Below are 23,068 nucleotides of genomic sequence, written 5' to 3' on the forward strand. Positions count from 1 at the left end.
CCTTCGGAGGTCATATGAAACGTCTCACGCTTGCGGCTCTCTATACTGCCGCATTGATGCTTGCAAATCCGGTCGCCGCCGACGTCGCGGCCGCAAAGGCCGCGGCCACGGGCGACATGCGCAAGATGGTCTTTCACGCCGAACCCAAAGCCGTCGGCACCGCGGATTTCATGACCTTTGAGGGCGCGCCGCTGAACCTGTCGGAATGGCAGGGCAAATGGGTGGTTCTGAATTTCTGGGCGACATGGTGCGCACCGTGCCGCAAGGAAATGCCGATGCTCGCCGACCTGCAAAGGGAACTGGGCGGTGAGGACTTCGAGGTTCTGACCATTGCCACCTCGCGCAATCCGCCGCCCAAGATGAAAGCCTTTTTTGACGAGATCGGCGTCGACAATCTGCCACTGCACCGCGACCCCAAGTCAATGCTGGCGCGGCAAATGGGCGTCTTGGGCTTGCCCGTGACACTGATCCTGAACCCCGCGGGGCAAGAGGTCGGGCGGTTGACTGGTGATGCGGATTGGTCGTCGGATGACACACGCGCCGTTCTGGACGCCTTGATGGACGTTGACGGCGACGCCTGATCGCAAGGACGCAAGGCCAAAGAGAAAACCCCGCCCGGAGGTCCGGACGGGGTTTTGGAGAGAGAGAGAGAGAGTAATTCTGGTTGGCCGGGCGTTTAGCGCCTCTGGCCGAACCGGGCTGTGTGATGCACTGGTACCCGCTGCACTGCCACCTCTTGGCGCGACCGAGATTGCGACGTTACGGCCACCAAGGTCAGCAGGCAAAAGATGGTCAAGGTTGTGATCACGTTTTCTTAGCTCCAGTTCATCGGCCCCCACCGACAAGTCCGAACTTGGGCAAAAGCGGGGCGGAGCTCAATAGTTTTCGCCCAACTTCGGCCAAGAAGCCCCATTTGAGGCGACAGTGTGCCCTGCATGCCAAGGCTGTTTCCGAAACTTGCGGCTTTTGCGCCTCATTTCATCGGGCCTCGTGCCTGTTCCGCTCGAATCAGGACGCATTTCACAGGCTTTGCGAACCGAATCCTGTGAGCCTTCCGACTTTCACGGGCTTCGGCTGACGCACCGTCGCTTTTGACAGCTCGGGCGCACTGGGCAAGATGGAACGTCAGGAGGAGACATGCCGCTGACCGTACTCATAGCGCTGGTGGTTCTGGGCATCGCAGGGGTTGCGCTGCTGATACACACCACCGGCCTGTCGCAGCCCTGCCGTTTCACGACAGAGGCAGAGGCGCGCGCCGCATGGACCCGCGAATTTCCGTTGACCGACGTCACGGGTGTCACCCTGTGTCGTTCGGGCCGTGCGGCGTTGATTGCCACGCCAAACGGCCCCGGCGTCGTCTGGCCAATGGGCGCGGACAGCACTGCGCGGAAGCTAACGAATGCACGCGTGACACCCCGCGATGGCGGGTTGACCCTGCATTTGTCGGACTATGCGGCGCCGACCGTCCGCCTATACCTTGATCCGGACGAAACCGCCCTCTGGGCAGAAAGGATCGGCACGACATGAGCGATCAGATCACTTTTCCCGATGTCGTGCAGCTTGCCGTGCCGTTCTTCATCGCCGCCATTCTGGCAGAGCTGCTGTGGATTCGCGTTTCCGGCAAGGGCGGCAGATATGAAACCCGCGATGCCATCACCTCATTGCTCATGGGGGCGGGCAATGTAACCGCAGGCATTGCGTTGGGCTTTATCGCCTGGGGCTTTTTCATGTACCTGTGGGGCCTTACACCGCTGGATCTGGGCACCGCGTGGTGGGTGATCCTGCTGTGCTTTGTGCTGGATGACCTGCGCTACTATTGGGTCCATCGCTTTGGCCACCGCATCCGCTGGGTCTGGGCCAGCCATGTCAATCACCATTCCTCGCAGCATTACAACCTGACCACGGCGCTGCGGCAGACCTGGACCTATACCTTTACCTTCATGATGGTGGTGCGCGCGCCGCTGATCCTGCTGGGTTTTCATCCGGCGCTTGTGCTGTTCTGCGGTGGGCTGAACCTGATCTATCAGTTCTGGATTCACACCGAGACCATCGGCCGGATGCCGAAATGGGTCGAGGCGGTGATGAACACACCCAGCCACCACCGCGTCCACCATGGCCGCAACGCGCGCTATCTGGATGCCAATTACGCCGGTGTCTTTATCGTCTGGGACAAGATGTTCGGGACGTTTGTTCCCGAACTGGACAAGGAGAAACCGGACTACGGCCTTGTCCACAACCTTGGCACCTTCAACCCGATCCGCGTCGCCTTTCACGAATGGGTCGGCATCTGGCATGACGTCACACAGCCGGGTCTCAGCCTTCGGGATCGGCTGATGTACTGTGTGGCGCCCCCGGGGTGGAGCCATGATGGCAGCCGTGAAACCTCGGACCAGATCAAAACGCGGCACCTTGCGGCACATCCAGAACAGCGTGGCACGCCCGGCTTTTGACACGCGACCAGTCCGCACCGGACTGTGCAGCGCCGCGAAGTCGGGCATTCCGGACTTTCCCTTTGACTCAGGCAACGCCATGCCTGTCATGATCCTGTTGCAGGGTCGGTCGATTTTGCCATCATAGTCTTGTAACAGGATCGTGAGATCACCAAATGATATGTATACCATTGTATACGCTAATTTCGGAGAAGGCATGTTCGAACTGCTTCTGTCAGACGGAATGTTCCCGTTCACCCTTGCGCTGGCCCTGCTGTTTGGGCTGCTGACCCTCGAGGTCGTCTTTGGCATCCTGGGCGGTACGCTGCTTGGCGCAGGCGCGGACGGTCTTGACGTCGATGGACCCGATCTGGACATCGATATGCCGGACCTCGGCGATCTGAATATCGATCTGGGGCTGGACGGCACGGACATCGATATCGGCGATCTCGAACTGGCAAATCCAGATCTGGACGGCCCTGACATGGACGGCCCGGACCTGGACGGCGACATGCCCGACGGCGCGCCGGACGGTCTGGCCAGCGCCGCCGCATGGCTCGGCTTTGGCAAGATGCCCGCGCTGATCTGGCTGGCTGCAATCCTGCTGGCCTTTGGCCTGTCCGGCCTAGTGTTGCAGGTGTTCGCCACCAATATCTTTGGCGGCCCCCTGGCCGCCTGGCTGACCTCCGTACCCGCCGCAGCCGCCGCGATCTGGTTTGCCCGCCAGTTCGGTGCGCTTTTTGCGCGCCTGCTGCCGAAGATGGAAACAGAGGCTCTGTCAGAACGCCATCTGGGACGCCGCGCCGGAATCGTGACCCAGGGCACCGCCGCCCGTGGCCGCCCGGCGGAGGTGCGCGTCACCGACCGGTATGGCAACATGCACTATCTGCGGGCCGAACCCTTGCGCGACGACGTGACCATTCCGCAAGGCACAGAGGTCATGGTCCTGCGCCACCGATATGAGACCGGCTACCTGCTGGTCGCGCTAACCTGAATTTTCGAACCATAGGGAACACACATGGACAATATTACACCCATTCTCATTATCGTCGTGGCCCTGCTGGCCTTCATCGTACTGATCATGTTGGTCATGGCCCGCCTCTATCGCCGCGCCACCCGAGAGGTCAGCCTTGTCAGAACAGGCGCGGGCGGCAAAAAGGTGATCATGGACGGCGGCGTTATTGTCATCCCGCTGTTCCATGAGGTCAGCCCCGTCAACATGAAGACCCTCCGCCTGGAGGTGACACGCGATGGCGAGGCCGCACTTATCACCCAGGACCGCATGCGCGTCGACGTGGGCGTGGAATTCTACGTCTCTGTCATGCCCACCGAAGAGGGCATCGCCCGCGCCGCCCAAACGTTGGGTGACCGGACATTCTACATCGACCAGCTGCGCGAGATGATCGAAGGTAAACTGATTGACGCCCTGCGCGCTGTGGCAGCCCAGATGAGCATGGACCAGTTGCACGAAAACCGCGCCGATTTTGTGCAAGAGGTGCAGAACACCGTCTCCGAAGATCTCACCAAAAACGGTCTGTCGCTGGAAGCCGTCTCGCTGACCGGGCTGGACCAGACCCCGTTTGACGCCCTGGACGAAAACAACGCCTTCAACGCGGTTGGTATGCGTCGCCTGGCAGAGGTCATCACCAAGTCCCGCAAGGAACGCGCCAACATCGAGGCAGAGGCAGACGTCGCCGTGCGCCGCGCCGAGATGGAGGCTTCGCGCCAGAAGATCGCCATCGAGCAGGATGAGGAACAGGCCCGTATCGAGCAAATCCAGCGCATCCAGACCATGCGCATGGCACAGGAATCGGAAATCGCCGCCCGCACCGAAGACAGCAAGCGCGAAACAGAACGCTCGCGCATCGCGCGTGAAGAATCCGTTCGTGGCGCCGAGATCGAACGTGAACGCAAGATCCGAGAAGCCGAGATTGCCAAGGAACGCCAGCTTGAGGTAGCCGAACAAGACCGCCAGGTCATCATCGCGCAAAAATCCGAAGAAGAAAGCCGCGCCCGCGCCAGCGCCGATCTGGCCCGCGCCGAGGCGACCAAGGCGATGGAGGCGGTGGTCACCGCCCGAGAAGTGGCAGAGGCGGAGCGGACCAAGCAGATCGCCCTGATCGAGGCCGCGCGTGAGGCAGAACGCCTTGCCACCGGCATCCGCCTTTCGGCGCAGGCCGAAAAAGACGCCGCCAGCGACCGCGCCAGCGCCCGCCGCGAAGAGGCGCAGGCCGATGCCGACGCCATCACCATCCGCGCCGAGGCCAAAAAGATGGACCTGCTGGCCGAGGCCGAAGGCCGTCGCGCCATTGCCGACGCTGAAAACGTCCTGTCCGCCGGGCTGATCGCCATGAAGATCGACCTCGCCCGGATCGAGGCGCTGCCAAGAATACTGGCCGAGGCCGTCAAACCGGCGGAAAAGATCGACTCGATCCGCATTCACCACCTCTCGGGCCTGAACGGCACGCAGGGTGGCGCAGGCGGCACCGGCGCGGGAGACAAACCCCCGGTCAATCAGGCGCTCGATTCGATTCTGGGCATGGCTGTGCAACTGCCCGCTCTGAAAAAGCTGGGTGAAGAACTGGGAATGACGATGGATGGCACCATCGACGGGTTGATGGGCGGCAACCCCGCCACCCCGCAGGCCAACGCGACAGACGACCCTGCCCCAACCGATGAGGCGCCCAACCCGGACACGCCGCCCTCTCCTGCGGCCTGACGGCCCAACCAAACCGGCAACGCCTTTACAGGGGCGTTGCCGCTGCACACCGCCTCACGCGCAAGCGTCCCAGCCGCCCCCCTGCGTTTCTTCTGTCCTGAAATATCCCGGGGGGCTCCGCAGGAGCGGGGGCAGCGCCCCCCGCAACACGGCCACAAACGCAACGCAAACAGACCGCGGTGACCCCGCCTATCGCGTCACCGCGCCAGTCACGTTACCGGCAATAGGCACCGTTTCCGTGCCGCCGGGTGTCAAAATGGAAATGGTCGCGGTGAAACCGGTCTGATTCCGGCCCCAGCACCGTACCAAAGACCCCGCAGGCCTCCTTGTGCATCCTGCGCAGCGCTTTGCCGTCCTTGCGTCTGCCCCAGCCTTCCTCGACCGTGATGCTGGACCCGTCCTTGAGCAACACCGCCGAAATGTCGATCGCCTTGCCGCGTCCATGTTCGGAAATCGGCGCGCCCGGCTGGTTGTTGCGAGTCCGACAGGAATAATGCGCCGCAACCTTCAGCCCCGAAACCCCGCCGCCACGCCGACCCACCGCCGGTTTCGCGCCTTCACGGACCCAGACCTCCAGCGCGCGAGCCGTCTTGCAGTCCATCAGCGCACTTTGCGTCAGGCGCACGTTGCCCACAGACTGCAGACGCACAGCGTCCTTGATTCCGCACCCCGACAGCTTACCCGGCACATTGCCGACAATCTCGCCCTGTAGGGCCGGATCGCCACAAAGCCCGCCGCCTTCACTGCCGGCAAACGCGTTTCCGATCCTGTCCAACCCGTTCGACACCCGCTCTCGCGCGCCACAGGAGCCAAGCATCAAAAGACAGCACAGACCAAGAGCGAGTTGTTTCACCGTTTTACCTTAGCGCGACCGAAATCCGGTTCATTGGTATCCTGACCAGCCTGCAAGATGCCACGGCGAATGGCCCGCGTATGGGTGAAATAGGCGTGAAGCTGCTCACCGTCGCCGGTGCGGATGGCCCGCTGCAGCGCCATCAGCTCCTCGGTAAAGCGGCCAAGGATCTCTATCGTGGCCTCCTTGTTGGTCAAAAACACGTCGCGCCACATGGTCGGATCACTGGCTGCGATCCGGGTGAAATCCCGAAAGCCCGCCGCCGAGAACTTGATCACTTCCTGATCCGACACCCGTCGCAGGTCGTCAGCCACACCCACCATCGTGTAGGCGATCAGGTGCGGTACATGGCTGACCACGGCGCAGACAAGGTCGTGATGTTCCGGCTCCATCACTTCTGTGTTTGCGCCCATCGCCTGCCAATAGGTCTCGACCCGCGCGACCGCGTCGGTGTCGGCCTCTTCACCCGGCACGACAAGGCACCAGCGGTTGTCAAAGAGCGAGGCAAAGCCCGCCTCGGGGCCGGAATGTTCTGTCCCTGCCATCGGGTGACAGGGTACGAAATGCACATCCGCAGGGATATGCGGTCCAACCTCGTCGATCACCGTGCGCTTGACGCTGCCCACATCAATCACCGTGGCTCCGGGTTTCAGATGCGGCGCAATCTCTTCGGCGACACGGCCCATGACACCCACCGGCGTGGCCAAAACCACCAGATCGGCATCCTGCACAGCCGCGACCAGAGTGTCGACAACCGCGTCGCACAACCCGATCCGCCGCGCTGTCTCTCGCGTGTCCTCGGACCGGGCATATCCGGTGACGTGTTCCGCCAGACCGCTACGCTTCATCGCCCAGAACATCGACGAGGCGATCAACCCCAGCCCGATCAGCGCCACGCGCGGATAGATCACACTCATCGCGCGCCCGCCTTGAACAACCCCACATAATGCGCCACCTGTCGGCACGAGGGTTCATCCCCGACCGTGATGCGCAGGCAATGGGGCAGATTGTATCCTGCCACCCGCCGCACGATCAGCCCCTGCTTTTGCAGGTACAGGTCACAGGCTTCGGCCTCATCCTGATCGGCAAACCGCGCCAGCACGAAATTCGCGGTCGAGGTGTCGCTGGGAACGCCGTGTTCGGCCAGAGCCTCGGCCATCCAGCCCCGCAGGCGGGTGTTCTCGCTCCGGCATTTCTCGACAAAGGTCGTGTCGCGCACCGCCGCCTCTGCCGCCGCCAGCGCCGTGCCGGACAGGTTGAACGGTCCGCGCACCCGGTTGAGCACGTCAATCACCTCTTTCGGGCCATAGCCCCAGCCGACACGCAACCCGCCCAGGCCGTACAGTTTGGAAAAGGTCCGCGTCATCACCACGTTGTCGCGGTGTTCGACCAGCTTCGCTCCACCGTCATAGCCCTCGACAAATTCCGCGTAGGCACCATCCAGCACCAACAGGCACTGTTCCGGCAGGCCCTCGGCCAGACGCTCAACCTCGGCCAGACCGATCATCGTGCCGGTGGGGTTGTTGGGGTTGGCGATGAACACCAGCCGCGTCCTGTCGGTACAGCCCGCAAGGATTGCGTCCACATCCGTGACCCGTTCACGCTCACGCACCTCGACCGGGGTCGCCCCTGCGGCCAGCGCGCTGATGCGGTACATGGCAAAGCCGTGTTCGGTATACACGACTTCGGCCCCCGGCCCGGCATAAGCCTGGCACAGAAAGGTGATGATCTCATCCGAGCCGACGCCACAGATCACCCGTTCAGGGTCCACGCCATGGACCTCGCCGATGGCATCCCGCAACGCCCGGTGGTCGGTGGACGGATAGCGGTGCAGTTCATGCACCGACCGCTTGACGGCTTCCTGTGCGGCGGGGCTTGGCCCGAACGGATTCTCGTTCGAGCTGAGCTTCACCACATTTGTAACGCCTTCGACATGGGACTTCCCGCCCACATACAGCGCGATGTCCATGATACCCGGCTGCGGTTTGATCGCTGTCATTCTGACCTCCTGAAGCCACCCGTGCATAGCGCTGCGCCCGCGCTTAGAAAAGCCACAAACGGGTTCCATTCCGCGCCGCGCAAGATACGATGCCGTCAAGGAGATTTCCGGAGACGCATTATGAAGACATTGTCTTATACATTTGTGGCCTTGATGGTGATCCTCATCGGTCTTCTGATCCTGGATTCCGGCGTTCTGGAACCCCGCATGGTGCTGCGTATCGCGTCAGACCCTGAAAACCGGGCGTTGGAACCGCTTATTCAGGACTGGGCCGGGGAAAATGACACCGACATAGAAATCACCTATCGCAATTCGACCGGTATCGCGCGTGAACTGGCCAAGGGGACAGGCACTGACTTTGACGCTGTCTGGCCCGCCAGCTCCCTGTGGATCGCGCTCGGGGATACGCAGAAGGTGGTGCAACATGATGTCTCTGTGTCGCGTTCGCCGGTTGTGCTGGGCCTGCGCACCTCTATCGCGAAAGAGCTTGGGTGGATCGGCCGCAGCGATGTGACCGTGCAAGATATCCACACAGCGGCAAAGGAGGGCAAGTTCCGCTTGTCGATGACCTCTGCCACGCAATCGGATTCCGGTGCCCTTGCCTATTTCGGCTTTCTTCACGCGCTGTCCGACACATCCGATGCGCTGACCATGGAGACCCTCGTCGATACTACCGTTCTGGACGACATGCGTGATCTGTTGGCGCAGGTGGATCGGACTGCCGGGGACGCTGACTGGCTGGCACAGGCACTGATCGACAACGGTGCCGTCTTTGACGCCATGATCAACACAGAGGCCCTGCTGATCGACGCCAATCAAAAGCTGATCGCAGAGGGCAGAGAACCACTGTATGCGATCTACCCGGCCGACGGGCTTGCCATGGCCGACAGCCCGATTGGCTACATTTCCAAAGGTGATGCGGACAAGGAAGCCAGATTTCTGGAGCTTCGGGCCTTTTTGACCACGCCAGAGGTGCTGGCTGTGCCGGCAGGCCAGGGCCGCCGCGTCGATCTTGCTGAACCGGACACCCCGGACGCGGACCCCGCGATCTGGAACCCCGATTGGGGCATTGATCTGGACCGCACCCTTGTGCCTGCTCCGACGCCGTCGTCTGAGGTCACTGCAGAGGCGCTCCGGCTATACCAGACCGACCTGCGCAAACCGTCGCTGACGGTCTGGCTGCTGGATGTCTCGGGGTCGTCTGGCGGCACACCGATACAAGAGCTCAAGGACGCCGTGGCCACTCTGCTGGACCCGGACGCTGCGGCCGCTCGCCTGCTGCAACCTTCGCCCCGCGATGTGACGATCCTCATTCCCTATAACCACAACATTCTGGACCCGATCATAATCGAAGGCGACCAGACCACCGCATCCGAACAGGCGCGCCGACTGATCGACACCTTGCAGGCCGATGGGGGCATGGATGTGTTTTACGCCCTGTACGAAGGGTTTGAGGCCTTTCGACCGCAGGCCGATGACGGCACGCTGTCCGATTTCCTGCCCGCCATCATCGCGGTGATTGACGGCCCCTCCGACACCGAAACCCGCACGCCACTGCTGGCCCATATGGACCAGACGCCCTACACCCGCGCCATCCCGATCCATACAATCGCAATGGGCGATGCCGACCCGGATCAATTGGCCCAACTGACAAGACTGTCCGCCGGACGCCTGTTCACCGGGGGCAAGGATCTTGCAGAGGCGCTGTGGGCTGCCAGAGGCTACAACTGACGGGTTGTCAGGGCTGTTTCCGCGTCTTGCATACACCAGCGCAGCAACCGTTCCTGCCGCGGTCTCCTGAAACCTGCCCACGTTCCTGCGCCTGACCGGCGCACCTACTTTGGTCTTGGGATCGCGGCAGGCAATCTTGTCGCCGGGGATGGTGGGCGGGGCAATGTGCGCAGCACGAGCGCCGTCCCCATCCCCACCCAATCCGGGACATGACTGGGGTGTCAGACGACGACCTCCATCGCTTCCTGATCTCCCACGCCGAAAACCCGCTTGTAGCGCGCGATTTCCTCCGCCGGGCCCATGGCCTTGTTGGGGTTGTCAGACAGCTTGACCGTCGGTTGCCCTTCGGCGCTGACCGCCTTGCAGACAAGGCTGAACGGGGCCAGCCGGTCATCCGGCGTCAGCCCGCGGAAATCATTGGTCAGCAAGGTGCCCCAGCCAAAGGACACCCGCGCACGGCCATCGAATTGCCGGTAGAGTTCCAGGATCTTCTTCTCATCCAGCCCGTCCGAAAAGATGATCAGTTTTTTACGCGGATCTTCTCCGCGGCTTTTCCACCAGTTGATCGCCACCTCGGCCGCCGTCGCCGGATCACCCGAATCGATGCGGATGCCGGTCCAGCCTGCCAGCCAGTCCGGCGCGCGTTTCAGGAACCCTTCGGTGCCATAGGTGTCGGGCAGAATGATCCGCAGGTTGCCGTCATGCTCTTCCTGCCAGTCGGCCAGCACGTCATAAGGTGCCCGTGCAAGGGCCGCGTCGTCCTCGGCCAATGCAGCGTAAACCATTGGCAACTCATGCGCATTTGTGCCGATCGCCTCCAGATCGCGGTTCTTGGCGATCAGGCAGTTCGATGTCCCGACAAAGCTGTTGCCCAGCCCCTCCAGCATCGCCTGCACGCACCAGTCCTGCCACAGGAAGGAATGACGCCGCCGCGTCCCGAAATCCGCGATGCGCAATTCCGGCACCTGCCGCAGGTCTTCGACCTTTTGCCACAGCTTGGTCATCGCGCGGGCGTACAACACCTGCAATTCGAACCGGCCCATGTCATGCAGCACCGCGCGCCCGCGCAGTTCCATCAGGACCGCCAAAGCCGGGATTTCCCACAGCATGACCTCGGGCCATTTGCCCTCGAACGTCAGTTCGTACTGATCACCGACACGTTCCAGATGATAGGGCGGCAGGCGCAGGTTTTCGAACCACTCCATGAAATCGGACCGGAACATCTGGCGTTTGCCGTAAAACGTGTTGCCGCGCAGCCAAGTCCCCTCGCCCCGCGACAGCGACAAAGACCGGATGTGGTCCAGCTGTTCGCGCAGCTCACCCTCGTCGATCAGCTTGGCCAGCGGCACATGTTTGGATCGGTTGATCAGCGAAAAGGTGACGTTGGTGTCACGCTTCTTGCGGAAAACCGACTGACACATCAAAAGCTTGTAGAAATCCGTGTCGATCAGCGACCGCACGATCGGATCGATCTTCCACTTGTGGTTCCAGACCCGGGTTGCAATGTCGACCATGTCGGCCCTCCGTCGCGTGAGTAATCAGGATAAACCGAAAGCCCCGGAGTCACGCAAGCGTAACACCGGCCTGACGCATCCCGTCCAAGGCAGTCTGCAACGATCCCTCTAGGTCAATTGCCCGGCACAGATCCTGTAGAACCGTCACCTGAAACCCCAGTTTGGCCGCATCAACCGCCGAAAAGTTCACGCAGAAATCCGTGGCCAGCCCAACCATGGTCAACCGGTCGATTCCCCGCGTGCGCAGATACCCCTCCAACCCGGTGGGGGTCTGGTGATCGTTCTCGAAAAACGCGGAATAACTGTCGATGGCCGCGCGAAATCCCTTGCGGATGATCATGTCGGCCCTGTCGACCTCCAGGTCCGGGTGGAAATTGGCCCCAGGCGAGCCTTGGATGCAATGGTCGGGCCACAGCACTTGCGGCCCGTAGGGCATCTCGATCAGCTCAAAGGGGGTCTTGCCCTGGTGCGAACTGGCAAAGGACGAATGCCCCGCCGGATGCCAGTCCTGCGTCAGTACCACGGCGTCAACCTCGGCCATCAACGCGTTGATTGGCTGGACAATCTCATCGCCTCGATCAACCGCCAAAGCGCCGCCGGGACAGAAATCATTCTGAACGTCGATCACGACCAGAGCGTGCATGGATCGTCTCCCTTTCCTTGTCGCGCGCAGCATAGGGACGCGATTTCGGAATTGCCATGCCGCGCGGTGGCTGATACTCGTGCCGCCCTTCCGAACAGGAGATACGATCATGGCACGGCTTGGCGTGGATTTCGGCACGTCCAACACGGGCGCCGCCGTCATGGCGGGTGGCCGCCCCTACGCGATCCCGCTGGAACCCGGTGAGCAGACGCTGCCCACGGCGATCTTCATCGACTTTGCCGAACGCCGTTTTCTCTATGGCAGCGCGGGGGCGCGGGCAATGATGGACGGGACCGAAGGCCGGTTCATGCGCGCGCTCAAGAGCATCCTTGGCACGCCGCTGGCCCGTGAACCACGCCGGTTGCTGAACGAACGCCTGACCCTGATTGAGGTCATCGCCCGCTTTCTGACAGAGATTCGCAGCCGCGCAGAGACCCACACCGGCCTGACATTCGACAGCGCCCTGTCGGGACGGCCGGTGCATTTCCACTCTGCCTCTGCCACCCGTGACGCACAGGCGCTGGAGGATCTGACAGAGGCCTACCGCCTTGCCGGGTTCAAATCGGTCGATTTCCTGCCAGAGCCAGAAGCCGCCGCGCTGGCGGTGGATGGCACGGGTCGGATGCTGATCGTCGATATTGGCGGCGGTACATCGGACTTTACGATTTGTGACCGAACGGACGGGCAAACCCATGTCATCGCCAGCGGCGGCATCCGCCTTGGCGGCACCGATTTCGACAAGGCGCTGAGCCTTGCCCATGCCATGCCGCTGCTTGGCTACGGCGCGCAGATCGGGGCAGAGATCGGGGCCAAGACCCATGCCGCCCCGCGCGCGCTGTTCCACGATCTGGCCAGCTGGGAAAAGATCCCCTTTGTCTATGACGCCGCCATACTGCGTGAGGTGCAACGCTGGATCCGCCTTGCGCCGCAACCGCAGCTGTTCGAGCGGTTGGCCGATGTGCTGGAATCCCACCTTGGTCACGACATCGCCTATGCGGTTGAGGCCGGCAAGATCGCCGCCAATGGTGCCGACGTTGGGGAGATCGCGCTGGGCGTGGTTGAACGCGGGCTGACCGTGACACTTGCGGCAAAGGCGCTGAACGCCGCCCTCGAATGCTATGGCCAAGAGATCGCCACCTGCGCGATGGACACGCTGCGCACGGCGGGCTGCACCCCCGAAAGCGTCGATCAGGTCGTCTATGTCGGCGGGTCCAGCCTGCTGGGCGCGGTCCGTGACGCCATGACCCGCGCGCTGCCGCAGGCCCAGCCCGTCTACAGCGAAGTCTTCACCGCCGTGGTTCACGGCCTTGCCATTGCGGCAGAATAGCCGCTGGACGGCTGCCCATTCGCTTCGTATCGACGGTCCCATGTTTACCGTTTGCGCCCTATACCACTTTACCCGCTTTGATGACACGGCCGCCCTGCAGGGACCGCTGCTGGACCTGTGTCAGGCTCAACAGATCACCGGCATCCTGCTGCTGGCCCAAGAGGGGATCAACGGCACCATCGCCGGGCCTGCCTCCGGGATCGACGCTGTTCTGTCGCATATCCGCGCCCTGCCTGGCTGCGCCGAATTGGAGTGGAAACTGTCAACCGCAGCCGAGCGGCCCTTTGCCCGCATGAAAGTCCGGCTGAAGAAAGAGATCGTCACCATGGGACAGCCTGACGTCGACCCGCGCGCCCGTGTGGGTCACTACGTCGATCCGGTTGATTGGAATGAATTGATTCGCAGCCCGGACGTGGCGGTGATCGACACGCGCAATGATTATGAGGTTGCCATCGGCAGCTTCGAGGGCGCGGTAGACCCGAAAACCGATACGTTCCGGGACTTTCCCGCGTGGTGGGAGGCCAACAAGGAGCGATTTCACAACAAGCGGATCGCCATGTTCTGCACCGGCGGCATCCGCTGCGAGAAATCCACCAACTACCTGCTCAGTCAGGGGGTTGAGGATGTTTATCACCTCAAGGGCGGTATCCTGAAATATCTCGAAGAGGTGCCAGAGGTCGACAGCAGCTGGCAGGGATCGTGTTTTGTCTTTGACGGGCGGGTTTCTGTGGAGCATGGGCTGCGCGAGGGCCCGCATGACCTGTGCCATGCCTGCCGCCGTCCGATCCTGCCCGCAGACCGCGCGCGCCCTGAGTATGAACACGGTGTGTCCTGTCATCTGTGCGTGGACGAAACCTCGGCCGAGGACAAGACGCGGTTTCGTGAGCGGCAAAAGCAGATCGCCTTGGCCAAGGAACGCGGCGGACGGCACCTGCACACGGACATCCCGAACGAGGATTGAGTGCCGACGCTATGCCCTGTGCCCGTCCTCTGATATGGCTGGACGAAGTCAGGGGGCGTGATGACAGACAAGATTTCCAGCCATGTGCTGCACGACGGTGACAGCCGCATCACTGTATTGTCCATCGGCTGCGCGGTGCAGGATTGGCAAGTCGGAGGCCGGCGCGTCGTGCTGGGCTATGACACCGCCGAAGCCTACCGCGAGAACCCGATGTCGGTGGGGATTGTCGTGGGTCGGGTGGCCAACCGGACCGCGCAGGGGCGGTTCTCACTAAATGGTCAAGTCTGGCAATTGCCCGTGGGGTCGGGCGGGCACCACCTGCATGGCGGGCCACTGGGCCTTGGGCGGCAAAACTGGCACATGACCCCCGAGGGCGGCCGTGCCGTGCGCCTGACGCTGCATTCGCCTCATCTGGATCAGGGCTATCCCGGTGCGGTAGACTTTGAGGTGCGCCTGTCATTGAACGGCGGCGCACTGACCTGGGAGATGACCGCCACCCCGGACCGCGAGACCCCGATCAATCTGGCGCAACATCTCTATTTCAACGTCGCGGGGACGGGGACCGTGCGCGATCATACCCTCCGCCTGAACGCGTCGCACTGTACGCCTACCGGGCCGGACCAGATCCCAACCGGCGAGCGTCTACCCGTTGACGGCACCCGGTTCGACTTTCGGACCGCGCGCCGGATTGACGCCGCCGATCCGGACAGCTTGGGCTATGATCTGAACTATGCACTGGACGACGGCGCGGGTCCGGCGGCAGAGGTGATTTCACCCGACGGCATGCGGCTGCGCCTGTGGACTGACCGCCCCGGACTACAGGTTTATACGTCCAACACGCTGACGCCGTTTGCGTCTCCCCTGCCGGGGGGAAACCATGGGCCATTTGGTGCCATCTGCTTGGAAGCACAGGACTTTCCCAACGCGCTCAACACGCCCGGTTTCGGGTCGGTCCTTGTGTCGCCAGATGCGCCCTACCGGCAAGTGACGAGCATCGAGATTGTCCCGACCTGAGGTCTCAAGTGCATCCAGTTCCACCGATAGCAGACCGAAAGTGGCGACAACTGCAGCCAATGCATGATGGTCGCGCATTGGCCGCCGTTGTTAACCATGATTTCGGCTAAAAGTACCCACGCACCAAACTGCCAGCCAGCAACGCCCAACCGTCTGCCAGCACGAAGAAGGCCAGCTTGAATGGCAAAGAGACGATGGCAGGCGGCACCATCATCATACCCATCGACATCAGCACCGCTGCCACCACGAGATCGATGATCAGAAATGGCAGGAAGATCAGAAACCCTACCTGAAACGCACGGGCGATTTCGGACAGCATAAAGCTGGGAACCAGTACCGACAGCGGCGCGTCCGGCGACAGGGCGGTTCCGGCGGCGTCCGGGCGCAGATCGGCCATGGCGCTGAAAGTGTCGGGATCGACCCGCCCGACCATGAAGTCGCGGAACGGGGCAATCGTCAGCAAGGCCGCTTCTTCAACCTCGATCTGTTCGTCCATAAGGGGTTGCAGACCCGTCTCCCAAGCCTCGGTAAAGACCGGCTCCATCACAAAATAGGTGAGAAACAGCGCCAGGCTGACAATCAGCATGTTGGGGGGCGACTGTTGCAGGCCAACGGCCTGCCGCAGGATCGCCAGCACCGTCACCATGAAAGGAAAGCAGGTGACCATGATGGCGATGCCCGGCGCGAGGCTCAGCAAGGTGATCAGCGCAATCAACTGGACGGAAGTGGCGGTGACAGAGCCACCCTCGCCCATCTCGATCGCGATGGATTGCGCCTCTGCCGCGCCGGACAGCAGCAGGCACAGCGCCAGGGCAGGCAGGAAAATACGCATGAGACTCAGGCCGGCGACTGCAAGTCGACCACCTCGGTGATGCGCACCGCAAGTTGCCCCGCTCCATCGCCCTCGACCACCTCCAGCACACCGATCGCGATCAGCTTTTCGCCGACATACAGTTCCACCGGATCATCCAGCTGCTTGTCCAGCGTCAGCACAGATCCCTCATTGAGTTGCAAGAGTTCCCGCACCAGCGGGCGGGCACGGCCGACGGAAACCGTGATCTCTATCGGGACCGAGGTAAAAGGTGTCCCTGTGTCGGCGCGAGGCGCGGCTTGTGCGCTATCCATGTTTCATCTTCCTCCGGTTGTCGTGGGCAAAGCCTTCCACGGCCTCGGCCACGGAGGCGATCAGGTCGCTCAGGTCAATTTGTCGTTCGGTCTGGCCAAAACGGATATCGGCCTGCTCCTCGGCCAGGGTGTCGTCCGGCGTGATCTGGATCGGAAATCCGACGTCCCGATCCAGCAGTGGCATGATGGCATCGACCCGTTTCGGATTGACGGCGATGACCACCTCCATTGCGCCAATCTCCCGGCTCATGACCTGTAATTGTTCAACGATGTGTTGGCCCAGCGTTTCACGGGCAATCTGCGGCAACAGCGACGCGATCATTTCGTCCAACAGCGGCGTCACAGCGTTCATGACCTGCGAATAGGCCTCATGATACGAAAAACTGAGATCCTGAAGATGCTGTCCAAAGGCGCTGGAAATCCGTGAACGGTCATCCGACTGCGCCTTGACCGCATCGTCCCAGCCGGCCCGATACCCCTTTTCAAAGGCTTCGAGTTTTTGTCCCTCCAGTTCGGCCTCCGTGATGCCCGGCTCTGCCGGGGCCGTCTGGAGGGCAATGTAGCCCGGGATGACGCTGCCGAAATCCTCCAGCAGTGCTGCAAGCCCGCTCATGACGCGCCCTCCTTGTCTTCCTCAAGCCAACTGCGCAGAATCTCGACCGTTTCGGTCTTGCGCGCCTCGATCAGGTTGCGCAAACGGTCGACCGGATCCTCCTCTGTCGGCGTGTCGAAATCGACCATGCCCATTCCACCGAAATCCGGCCCGTCCGCGAGCGCGGGAAGATTGTCAAAACCGCCTTCTGGCTCGATCTCTCCGACCAGCGGTTCAGCCCTGGCAGCAGAGCCTCCGGGTGCAGGCAAGGCGCCAGCGGCGGCCGCGCCATCATTTGCGCCGCCACGCGACAGGATCGGACGTAGTACGAACAAGCCAAGGATCAGCGCCACAACAGCAAGCACTCCCATCTGGATCAGACGCATCGTGTCGATCGATCCTTTGAATAACCCGGGCTCAAGCGGTCCGGTGCCCAGTCCTTCGGGCCGTTCAAAGGGCAACGAACGCAGGGTGATCTGGTCGCCGCGCGCATCATCGAAACCAACTGCGGACGCCACCAGTTCGCGCAGCGCCTCAAGCTCAACCTCAGGGAGCGGCACAAATTGCTGCGTGCCGTCGGCAGCGGGCACATAGGTGCCGTTGACCAACACAGCGACAGTCAGGCGCTTGATCGCACCGGGTTGGCGGGTGATTTCACGCGTCGTCTCGGAAATTTCATAGTTCACCCGTTCGCGGGTTTCGGCCTTGGAGGTCAGCGAGCTGTCCGGCCCGCCGCCAGCCGCCCCATCGGGAAGGTTGGACGCCACGGTAACGCCCCCGCCGCCGCCGGTGTTTTCGGCTTTGTCGGTACGCTCTTCGGTTTCGGTCGAGATCACAACCCGCCCCTCTGGGTCAAAGCTGCGTTCGCGAATCAGTTCCGTTTCCGTGACGGTGGCGACACTGACCTCAACCACCGCATTGCCGGTGCCAACCCGCGCCTCCATCAGGCGTTGGACCCGGTCCCGCAACAGCGCCGCGCGGTCGTCTGCCGTCACTCCGCCGCCGATCTTGTCCTCTGCGCCGATCAACCCGCCCTTGCCGTCGATCACTGCGACATTCTCCGGGGTCAGACCCGGAACCGCCGAGGCCACGAGAAACTTCAACGCCCGGGCCTGGGAGGCGCTCAGCACAGCCCCGGTTGTACTGACAGAGATAGAGGCCGTGGGCGTCACGTCCCGCTGAAAGGGATTCGCGCTGGAATTGGCGATATGCACCCGCGCTGTTGCGATCTGGGGATTCGCCACAATGGTTCGCGCCAGTTCACCTTCCTTTGCGCGCCAGTAGGCGGCATCGAACATCTGGCTGGTGGTGCCGAACCCGGACAAGCCGTCCAGCAGTTCGTATCCCTGACCGCTATTGGCGGGCAGTCCCTCGCTGGCCAGGGTGAGTCGCAGGGCATCCCGATCACTTTCCGGGACATAAATCGCGCCCGCCCGCACGTCATATTGTACGCCGCGCGCCTCTAGGGCCTTGACCACGTCACCGGCGGCATCGTTTTCCAAGCCCGCGTAAAGCAAGGCCATGTTCGGGGCGGACGCCAGTCGCGTCAGCCCAAGAACCGCCATCATGACCACCACTGTGGCGCCGATGACGATCATGCGTTGGCGCCCGGCAAGGGCATTCCAGCTCGACAGTATCTGGTTCAAGACTGACCTCCACTCCAAACATTCTGTTCGGTTGTGCTGAGGTTGACCCATTCGCCTTAACAATCAGTTAGCCCATTTACCCTATACCGAGGTCACTGCCGACGAAGAGGTTTAGAATGTCTGACGCCACCGTTGATGAAACTGAACAAGATGCGAAGAAATCGTCAAAGCTTCCGCTGATCATCGGGCTGGTATTGGCGTTGGCGGGTGGCGGCGGCGGATTCTATGCGGTGCAATCCGGGCTGCTGAGTGTCGGGAAATCCGATGAGACGGGTGGCCACCCGCCTGCGGACCACGGCGATCCGCATGTTGAAACAAAGGCCTTGCCGGATGTGAGCTTTGTCGAAGTACCGCCGGTGCTGATCTCGCTTGGACCGGGCGCACAGGCCAACCATTTGCGGTTTCGCGCCAGTCTTGAGGTGCCGTCACAATACCAGGCCGAGGTCGAAAAGATCCTGCCGCGTATCCAGGACGTGCTGAACAGCTATCTGCGCGCGCTTGAGGCTCACGACCTAGAAGCGCAGGGCGCTCTGGTGCGTTTGCGTGGCCAATTGCTGCGTCGGATCAAACTGGTGGCCGGCGAGGATCGCGTGCGCGACCTTCTGGTACTGGAATTTGTCCTGAATTGAGGGAGACGGGAATGGAAGTGATTGCAGATATCCTGCTGGTGGCCGGTGCGCTTGGGGCCGGGTTTTACTGTTTTATCCTTGCGCGACGGCTGTCGCGCTTCACCGATCTGGAAAACGGTGTCGGCGGTGCGGTGGCTGTGCTGTCAGCGCAGGTCGATGATCTGACCAAAACCCTGGGCGCCGCACAGCAAAGTGCGGGCGAATCGAACAAGTCGCTTGGCGCATTGACCGAGCGGGCCGAAGACGTGGCGCGGCGGCTCGAACTTCTTGTGGCCTCGATGCACGACCTGCCGCAGAATGGTGCCCCGCCGCAGAACGACGCCAAAGACCCTGTTTTTCTGCGCCATCCGCGCAACTGACGCCCCCGACAAGACGATGAACGAATGAGGTAAGGCATGGCAAAGGCAAAGGGCTCGGCGGGTAAACCTGCCAAACGGCGCAGCAAACGCAAGCCGCGCGGCGCGCTGGCGGCGATATGCGCGCTGTTGGTGACATCAGGGCTGTTGCGGGTGGCAATCGGCGCGGGAGAAGCACTGGCTCGCGAAGAAGGCGACGCGCCAAAGCCCGCAGCAGCCCATGTATCCGAACCGCCTGTCAGCGCCGATCCCAATGGGGAAATACGCCTTGTCGCCGAGGCCGATTTCCAGCCGCTGCTGGACGCATTGAACGCACGCGAGGCACGCGTGCGCAAAAGCGAATCAGCGCTCGACGTGCGTATGCAGGCGCTGGCCGTGGCCGAGACGGAAATTGAACGCAAGATGACCGCTCTTGCCGTCGCCGAATCCAGCCTCAGAAAGACCCTGACGCTGGCCAGCACCGCCGCAGAAGACGACATCGAAAAGCTGACCAACGTCTACGCCAACATGAAACCAAAGCAGGCTGCCGCACTCTTTGAAGAGATGGACCCCGAATTCGCCGCCGGGTTTCTGGCACGGATGCGCCCCGATGCGGCGGCGGCAATCATGGCGGGCATGACACCTCAGTCCGCCTATCTGGTCAGCGTGATTCTCGCCGGGCGAAACGCCAATGTCCCAAAGAACTGATCGAACTTTTGCCAAAACGACTTCAAAACTGGTACTGCACAGCAACGTGACGCCGATCTCAACACGTCGGGATTGCTTTTCGAGACGTCTTGGGCGACATGTCTTGCCGCCGTTCGTGTCATTTTTCCGGGGTCTGCCATGATGAAACGCCGTACATTCCTCACCGCTGCTGCGGCTGCCGCCGCGCTCCCCGCGCCTGCGCTGGCTTTTTCCCTCGACCCGATATACCGGCCGCAGAATGTGGGGATCAAGGCGGACATGGCGCCGGGCCAGATCCTGATCTTGTCCAGGGCGCATTTCCTCTACTATGTCGAAACTCCGGGGCAAGCCCGTCGCTATGGCGTGGGCCTTGGCACCGCCGGGCAGGCGATTTCCGGCACCTACGACGTCGGCGGCAAGAAGAAATGGCCAACCTGGCGTCCCACCAATGCGATGATTGAGCGTAATCCCTCGGCCTACGGAAAATTCATCGACAACGACTACGTCCAACCCGGCGGTCCGGGCAATCCGCTGGGCGCGCGTGCGCTGTATCTGTATCGCAATGGGCGCTACACCTTCAATGCGATCCATGGCACCACGGCCCCCCGGTCGATCGGGCGGTCGGTTTCAAACGGCTGCGTGCGGATGATCAACGATCATGTGATTGATCTGTATGAGCGTGTCCCGGCGGGAACCAAAGTTACCGTTCTGTGACGACGGGTGCCGCGGCGCACCGGGTTGATCGTTTTGACCTGATCGTTCTGGGCGCCGGACCCGCTGGTGCATCCGCCGCCTTGACTGCGGCGCAATCCGGTTTGCGCGTGGCTTTGGTGGACAAGGCGCGTTTTCCTCGGGACAAGCTATGTGGCGGCGGTCTGACCGGACGCGCCATCACACTATATAGTCGCATTTACGGCGCGCCTCTTCCTCCCGTACCGCTAGAGCGGCGCGACAGTTTTGCGTTTCACGCGTTTGGTCAGGACCTTGGTGAAAGCAAGGATGCGCCGCCTTTGCATCTTTGCATGCGATTCGAGCTGGACGCATCCCTTGTGCGCTCCGCTCTTGACCGGGGTGCTGTCGATTTTACAGGATGTAAGGGAACACTCGACCCGGATGGACCCGCCGTCGATCTGTCCGATCGCCGCCTTGAGGCGCCACTGCTGATCGCAGCAGACGGCGTGAACAGTCCCACAGCCAGAACCCTGTTCGGCCGATCCTATGACAAGTCCCGGATCGGTTTCGCACTTGAGGTGGAACGCCCCGGGGCAGAACCGGACCGCCCGCTGCGAATTGATTTCGGCGCTGCCGATTGGGGCTATGGGTGGCAGTTCCCCAAGGCCTCCGGCACTACCATCGGCGTCGGCGGAGTGCTGGCCCGCAACAGCGACATGAAAGCCGCGCTGCAACGCTACATGGACGTACTGGACGTGCCCGATACACTGACCGTCAAAGGTCAGTTCCTGCCGTTCGGGGATTTCCGCCCGACACCCGGCAAGGGGTGCATCCTGTTGGCAGGCGATGCTGCCGGGCTTGTCGATCCGATCACCGGAGAGGGAATCGCCCATGCGCTTGACAGCGGTGCGCTGGCCGCCAAGGCGGTGCAGCAGGCCCTGACTGCAGGTACACCTGAGTTGGCGCTGTCGATCTACAAGCAAAGCCTGCGTCCGATTCACCGTGGGTTACGCCATGCCCGGCTGCTTCGAAACCTGATGTTCCGTCCCAGCTTGCGGCCCGCCTTTGTCCGCAGCTTTCGCAATTCGCGCACCTTGCGCAGCGAATACCTGCGCCTCATGGCCGGAGAGACAGAGTACGGGGCCCTTATGCAGAAAATGATCGCCCGACTACCGGGGTTTGCCTGGCGCGCGATGAACGGCACATGAACAATCCTAAACAAATGCCGCCCGACCCGAAGGCAGTTCTTAAGCCTTTGTTAGGGGATGACAGCCTACCTTGCCAAAGGATGGAGGGTTCGATGGCGGTTTTTTCTTTTCTTCTCGGCAGCATGATCGGACTTGCTTGTGCCCTGATTGGGTGGCTGGTTTATGATATGTCGCTGTTTGCGGGTATCGGTCTGTATCTGAGCACCAGCATTCTGGTGGGTATGGCGCTGGTTCTCACTACGGTCCATGCACATGACAACACGGGCCATGAGGTTGGCGCCTGAGGCAGACCCTCGGCACTAGTTCCCAACACGTTCGATCAGGGACTCTACCATTGGGCCGACTGCGTCGACAATTCGCACCACACCTGTTGCGTTGGGATGGATACCGTCCGGCTGCATGAATGCGCGCAGGTCGGCTGGCGCTTCGCCGTCCTGCATCAACCCGGCAAAGAAACTCTCCAGGTAGAGCGCGTCATAGGACTGCGCCAGGTCCGGGTACAGCGCATCAAAGGCGGCCTTGTAGTCTGGCCCGTAGTTGCCGGGTGCCTGCATCCCGATCAGCAACACCTCCAACTCACGCGCCTCTGCCACCTTGAGGATTCCCTCGATGTTGGCGCGGGACACCGCCGGATCGATCCCACGCAGCAGATCGTTGCCCCCCAGTGCAACGATCATCGCCTGTATTTCGGGCGTCAGCGACCAGTCCACCCGCGCCAAACCGCCCGCCGTGGTGTCGCCGGACACCCCGGCATTCACAATCCGAACGTCATGCCCCCGCGCCGCCAGCCAGTCGCGCAGCTGCGGCACAAACCCCTCTTGTTCGATCAGACCGTAGCCCTGCGTCAGGCTGTCGCCCAGCGCAAGAATATGAACCCGTTCCGCCGTCGCCCCCGTGGCAAGCAGTAACAGCATCCCCGTCAGCGCCTTGCTCAAACCGCCCGACAGCCCATATGTGATCCAACGCAACATCTCCGGAGATCTC

General features: G+C 62.0%; 25 protein-coding genes. 15 read left to right on the top strand and 10 right to left on the bottom strand.

The genetic code is table 11. From position 1 onward, the window contains the following. Positions 1–14: 14 nt before the first annotated feature. From CHB90_RS18205 to CHB90_RS18225, 5 genes are all read left to right on the top strand, one after another. Positions 15–581 carry a TlpA family protein disulfide reductase gene (locus CHB90_RS18205; protein ID WP_089279277.1) on the top strand — a complete coding sequence of 189 codons (567 nt, stop codon included), beginning with the start codon at positions 15–17 and terminating at the stop codon, positions 579–581. A 556-nt stretch (positions 582–1,137) separates the two neighbouring features. After that, entirely contained in the window at positions 1,138–1,527 is a 390-nt protein-coding gene (locus CHB90_RS18210) for a hypothetical protein (RefSeq protein ID WP_089279278.1), read from the top strand. Next, complete coding sequence (locus CHB90_RS18215) at positions 1,524–2,450, top strand: sterol desaturase family protein (protein WP_089279279.1); 927 nt, start codon at positions 1,524–1,526, stop codon at positions 2,448–2,450. The genes CHB90_RS18210 and CHB90_RS18215 overlap by 4 nt, the downstream gene beginning before the upstream one ends. A 196-nt stretch (positions 2,451–2,646) precedes the next feature. Continuing rightward, positions 2,647–3,423 carry an OB-fold-containig protein gene (locus CHB90_RS18220; protein WP_089279280.1) on the top strand — a complete coding sequence of 259 codons (777 nt, stop codon included), beginning with the start codon at positions 2,647–2,649 and terminating at the stop codon, positions 3,421–3,423. Between the two features lie 24 nt (positions 3,424–3,447). After that, positions 3,448–5,148 (top strand): flotillin family protein, encoded by a 1,701-nt coding sequence (locus CHB90_RS18225; protein ID WP_089279281.1) that lies wholly within the window; start codon positions 3,448–3,450, stop codon positions 5,146–5,148. 214 nt (positions 5,149–5,362) lie between these two features. On the opposite strand, the gene CHB90_RS18230 is transcribed toward CHB90_RS18225, so the two are convergent. Genes CHB90_RS18230 through hisC form a run of 3 tightly spaced genes read right to left on the bottom strand, consistent with a single transcriptional unit; the run spans position 5,363 to position 8,000 of the window. Continuing rightward, on the bottom strand, positions 5,363–6,001 hold the full coding sequence (locus CHB90_RS18230) for an extensin-like domain-containing protein (protein ID WP_245823294.1): 639 nt from the start codon (positions 5,999–6,001) through the stop codon (positions 5,363–5,365). Then, positions 5,998–6,918, bottom strand: coding sequence for a prephenate/arogenate dehydrogenase family protein (locus CHB90_RS18235; RefSeq protein WP_089279283.1), 921 nt, complete (start codon positions 6,916–6,918; stop codon positions 5,998–6,000). The genes CHB90_RS18230 and CHB90_RS18235 overlap by 4 nt, the downstream gene beginning before the upstream one ends. Next, a complete protein-coding gene (hisC, locus tag CHB90_RS18240) occupies positions 6,915–8,000 on the bottom strand; it encodes a histidinol-phosphate transaminase (protein ID WP_089279284.1) in 1,086 nt (361 codons plus the stop codon). The genes CHB90_RS18235 and hisC overlap by 4 nt, the downstream gene beginning before the upstream one ends. 120 nt (positions 8,001–8,120) lie before the next feature. On the opposite strand from hisC, the gene CHB90_RS18245 reads away from it, so the two are divergent. Beyond that, positions 8,121–9,731 carry a vWA domain-containing protein gene (locus tag CHB90_RS18245; protein WP_170941107.1) on the top strand — a complete coding sequence of 537 codons (1,611 nt, stop codon included), beginning with the start codon at positions 8,121–8,123 and terminating at the stop codon, positions 9,729–9,731. Positions 9,732–9,952: 221 nt separating this feature from the next. On the opposite strand, the gene pncB is transcribed toward CHB90_RS18245, so the two are convergent. Together pncB and pncA are read right to left on the bottom strand one after the other, a co-directional pair. Beyond that, complete coding sequence (gene pncB / locus CHB90_RS18250) at positions 9,953–11,245, bottom strand: nicotinate phosphoribosyltransferase (protein ID WP_089279286.1); 1,293 nt, start codon at positions 11,243–11,245, stop codon at positions 9,953–9,955. 49 nt (positions 11,246–11,294) lie between these two features. Further along, a complete protein-coding gene (pncA, locus tag CHB90_RS18255) occupies positions 11,295–11,888 on the bottom strand; it encodes a bifunctional nicotinamidase/pyrazinamidase (protein ID WP_089279287.1) in 594 nt (197 codons plus the stop codon). Positions 11,889–11,997: 109 nt separating this feature from the next. On the opposite strand from pncA, the gene CHB90_RS18260 reads away from it, so the two are divergent. Genes CHB90_RS18260 through CHB90_RS18270 form a run of 3 tightly spaced genes read left to right on the top strand, consistent with a single transcriptional unit; the run spans position 11,998 to position 15,190 of the window. After that, positions 11,998–13,215: an Hsp70 family protein gene (locus CHB90_RS18260; protein WP_089279288.1), complete on the top strand. Its 1,218-nt coding sequence runs from the start codon at positions 11,998–12,000 to the stop codon at positions 13,213–13,215. A gap of 40 nt (positions 13,216–13,255) precedes the next feature. Beyond that, positions 13,256–14,176, top strand: a complete 921-nt coding sequence (gene trhO / locus CHB90_RS18265) for an oxygen-dependent tRNA uridine(34) hydroxylase TrhO (RefSeq protein WP_089279289.1) — start codon at positions 13,256–13,258, stop codon at positions 14,174–14,176. Positions 14,177–14,236: 60 nt separating this feature from the next. Beyond that, entirely contained in the window at positions 14,237–15,190 is a 954-nt protein-coding gene (locus tag CHB90_RS18270; protein ID WP_089279290.1) for an aldose epimerase family protein, read from the top strand. 106 nt (positions 15,191–15,296) lie between these two features. Here CHB90_RS18270 and fliP read toward each other — a convergent pair whose 3' ends face one another. Genes fliP through fliF form a run of 4 tightly spaced genes read right to left on the bottom strand, consistent with a single transcriptional unit; the run spans position 15,297 to position 18,553 of the window. Next, positions 15,297–16,022 (bottom strand): flagellar type III secretion system pore protein FliP, encoded by a 726-nt coding sequence (gene fliP / locus CHB90_RS18275; RefSeq protein WP_089279291.1) that lies wholly within the window; start codon positions 16,020–16,022, stop codon positions 15,297–15,299. 5 nt (positions 16,023–16,027) lie between these two features. Further along, entirely contained in the window at positions 16,028–16,315 is a 288-nt protein-coding gene (locus CHB90_RS18280) for a FliM/FliN family flagellar motor switch protein (protein WP_089279292.1), read from the bottom strand. Continuing rightward, complete coding sequence (locus CHB90_RS18285; RefSeq protein ID WP_089279293.1) at positions 16,308–16,928, bottom strand: FliH/SctL family protein; 621 nt, start codon at positions 16,926–16,928, stop codon at positions 16,308–16,310. The genes CHB90_RS18280 and CHB90_RS18285 overlap by 8 nt, the downstream gene beginning before the upstream one ends. Then, positions 16,925–18,553, bottom strand: coding sequence for a flagellar basal-body MS-ring/collar protein FliF (gene fliF / locus CHB90_RS18290; RefSeq protein WP_281256115.1), 1,629 nt, complete (start codon positions 18,551–18,553; stop codon positions 16,925–16,927). Before fliF ends, CHB90_RS18285 begins: the two co-directional genes overlap by 4 nt. A 116-nt stretch (positions 18,554–18,669) precedes the next feature. On the opposite strand from fliF, the gene CHB90_RS18295 reads away from it, so the two are divergent. The 6 genes from CHB90_RS18295 to CHB90_RS18320 all read left to right on the top strand — a co-directional run bounded on the left by CHB90_RS18295 (position 18,670) and on the right by CHB90_RS18320 (position 22,368). Continuing rightward, entirely contained in the window at positions 18,670–19,182 is a 513-nt protein-coding gene (locus CHB90_RS18295; RefSeq protein ID WP_089279295.1) for a flagellar basal body-associated FliL family protein, read from the top strand. A gap of 11 nt (positions 19,183–19,193) precedes the next feature. After that, positions 19,194–19,541: a hypothetical protein gene (locus CHB90_RS18300; protein ID WP_089279296.1), complete on the top strand. Its 348-nt coding sequence runs from the start codon at positions 19,194–19,196 to the stop codon at positions 19,539–19,541. Positions 19,542–19,577: 36 nt separating this feature from the next. Further along, on the top strand, positions 19,578–20,225 hold the full coding sequence (locus CHB90_RS18305) for a MotE family protein (protein ID WP_089279297.1): 648 nt from the start codon (positions 19,578–19,580) through the stop codon (positions 20,223–20,225). Positions 20,226–20,363: 138 nt separating this feature from the next. Then, positions 20,364–20,918, top strand: coding sequence for a L,D-transpeptidase (locus tag CHB90_RS18310; protein ID WP_089279298.1), 555 nt, complete (start codon positions 20,364–20,366; stop codon positions 20,916–20,918). After that, the gene (locus CHB90_RS18315; protein ID WP_245823295.1) at positions 20,915–22,084 is read left to right on the top strand and encodes a geranylgeranyl reductase family protein; all 1,170 of its coding nucleotides are present in this window, start codon (positions 20,915–20,917) and stop codon (positions 22,082–22,084) included. Before CHB90_RS18310 ends, CHB90_RS18315 begins: the two co-directional genes overlap by 4 nt. Further along, positions 22,081–22,368 carry a hypothetical protein gene (locus CHB90_RS18320; protein ID WP_141135923.1) on the top strand — a complete coding sequence of 96 codons (288 nt, stop codon included), beginning with the start codon at positions 22,081–22,083 and terminating at the stop codon, positions 22,366–22,368. Before CHB90_RS18315 ends, CHB90_RS18320 begins: the two co-directional genes overlap by 4 nt. Positions 22,369–22,383: 15 nt before the next feature. Here the strand turns inward: CHB90_RS18320 and CHB90_RS18325 are convergent, their stop codons facing one another. Beyond that, positions 22,384–23,055: an arylesterase gene (locus CHB90_RS18325; protein ID WP_089279300.1), complete on the bottom strand. Its 672-nt coding sequence runs from the start codon at positions 23,053–23,055 to the stop codon at positions 22,384–22,386. Between the last annotated feature and the right edge of the window lie 13 nt (positions 23,056–23,068).

The sequence above is a fragment of the Antarctobacter heliothermus genome, from assembly GCF_900188425.1.
In the GTDB taxonomy this organism is placed as follows: domain Bacteria; phylum Pseudomonadota; class Alphaproteobacteria; order Rhodobacterales; family Rhodobacteraceae; genus Antarctobacter; species Antarctobacter heliothermus.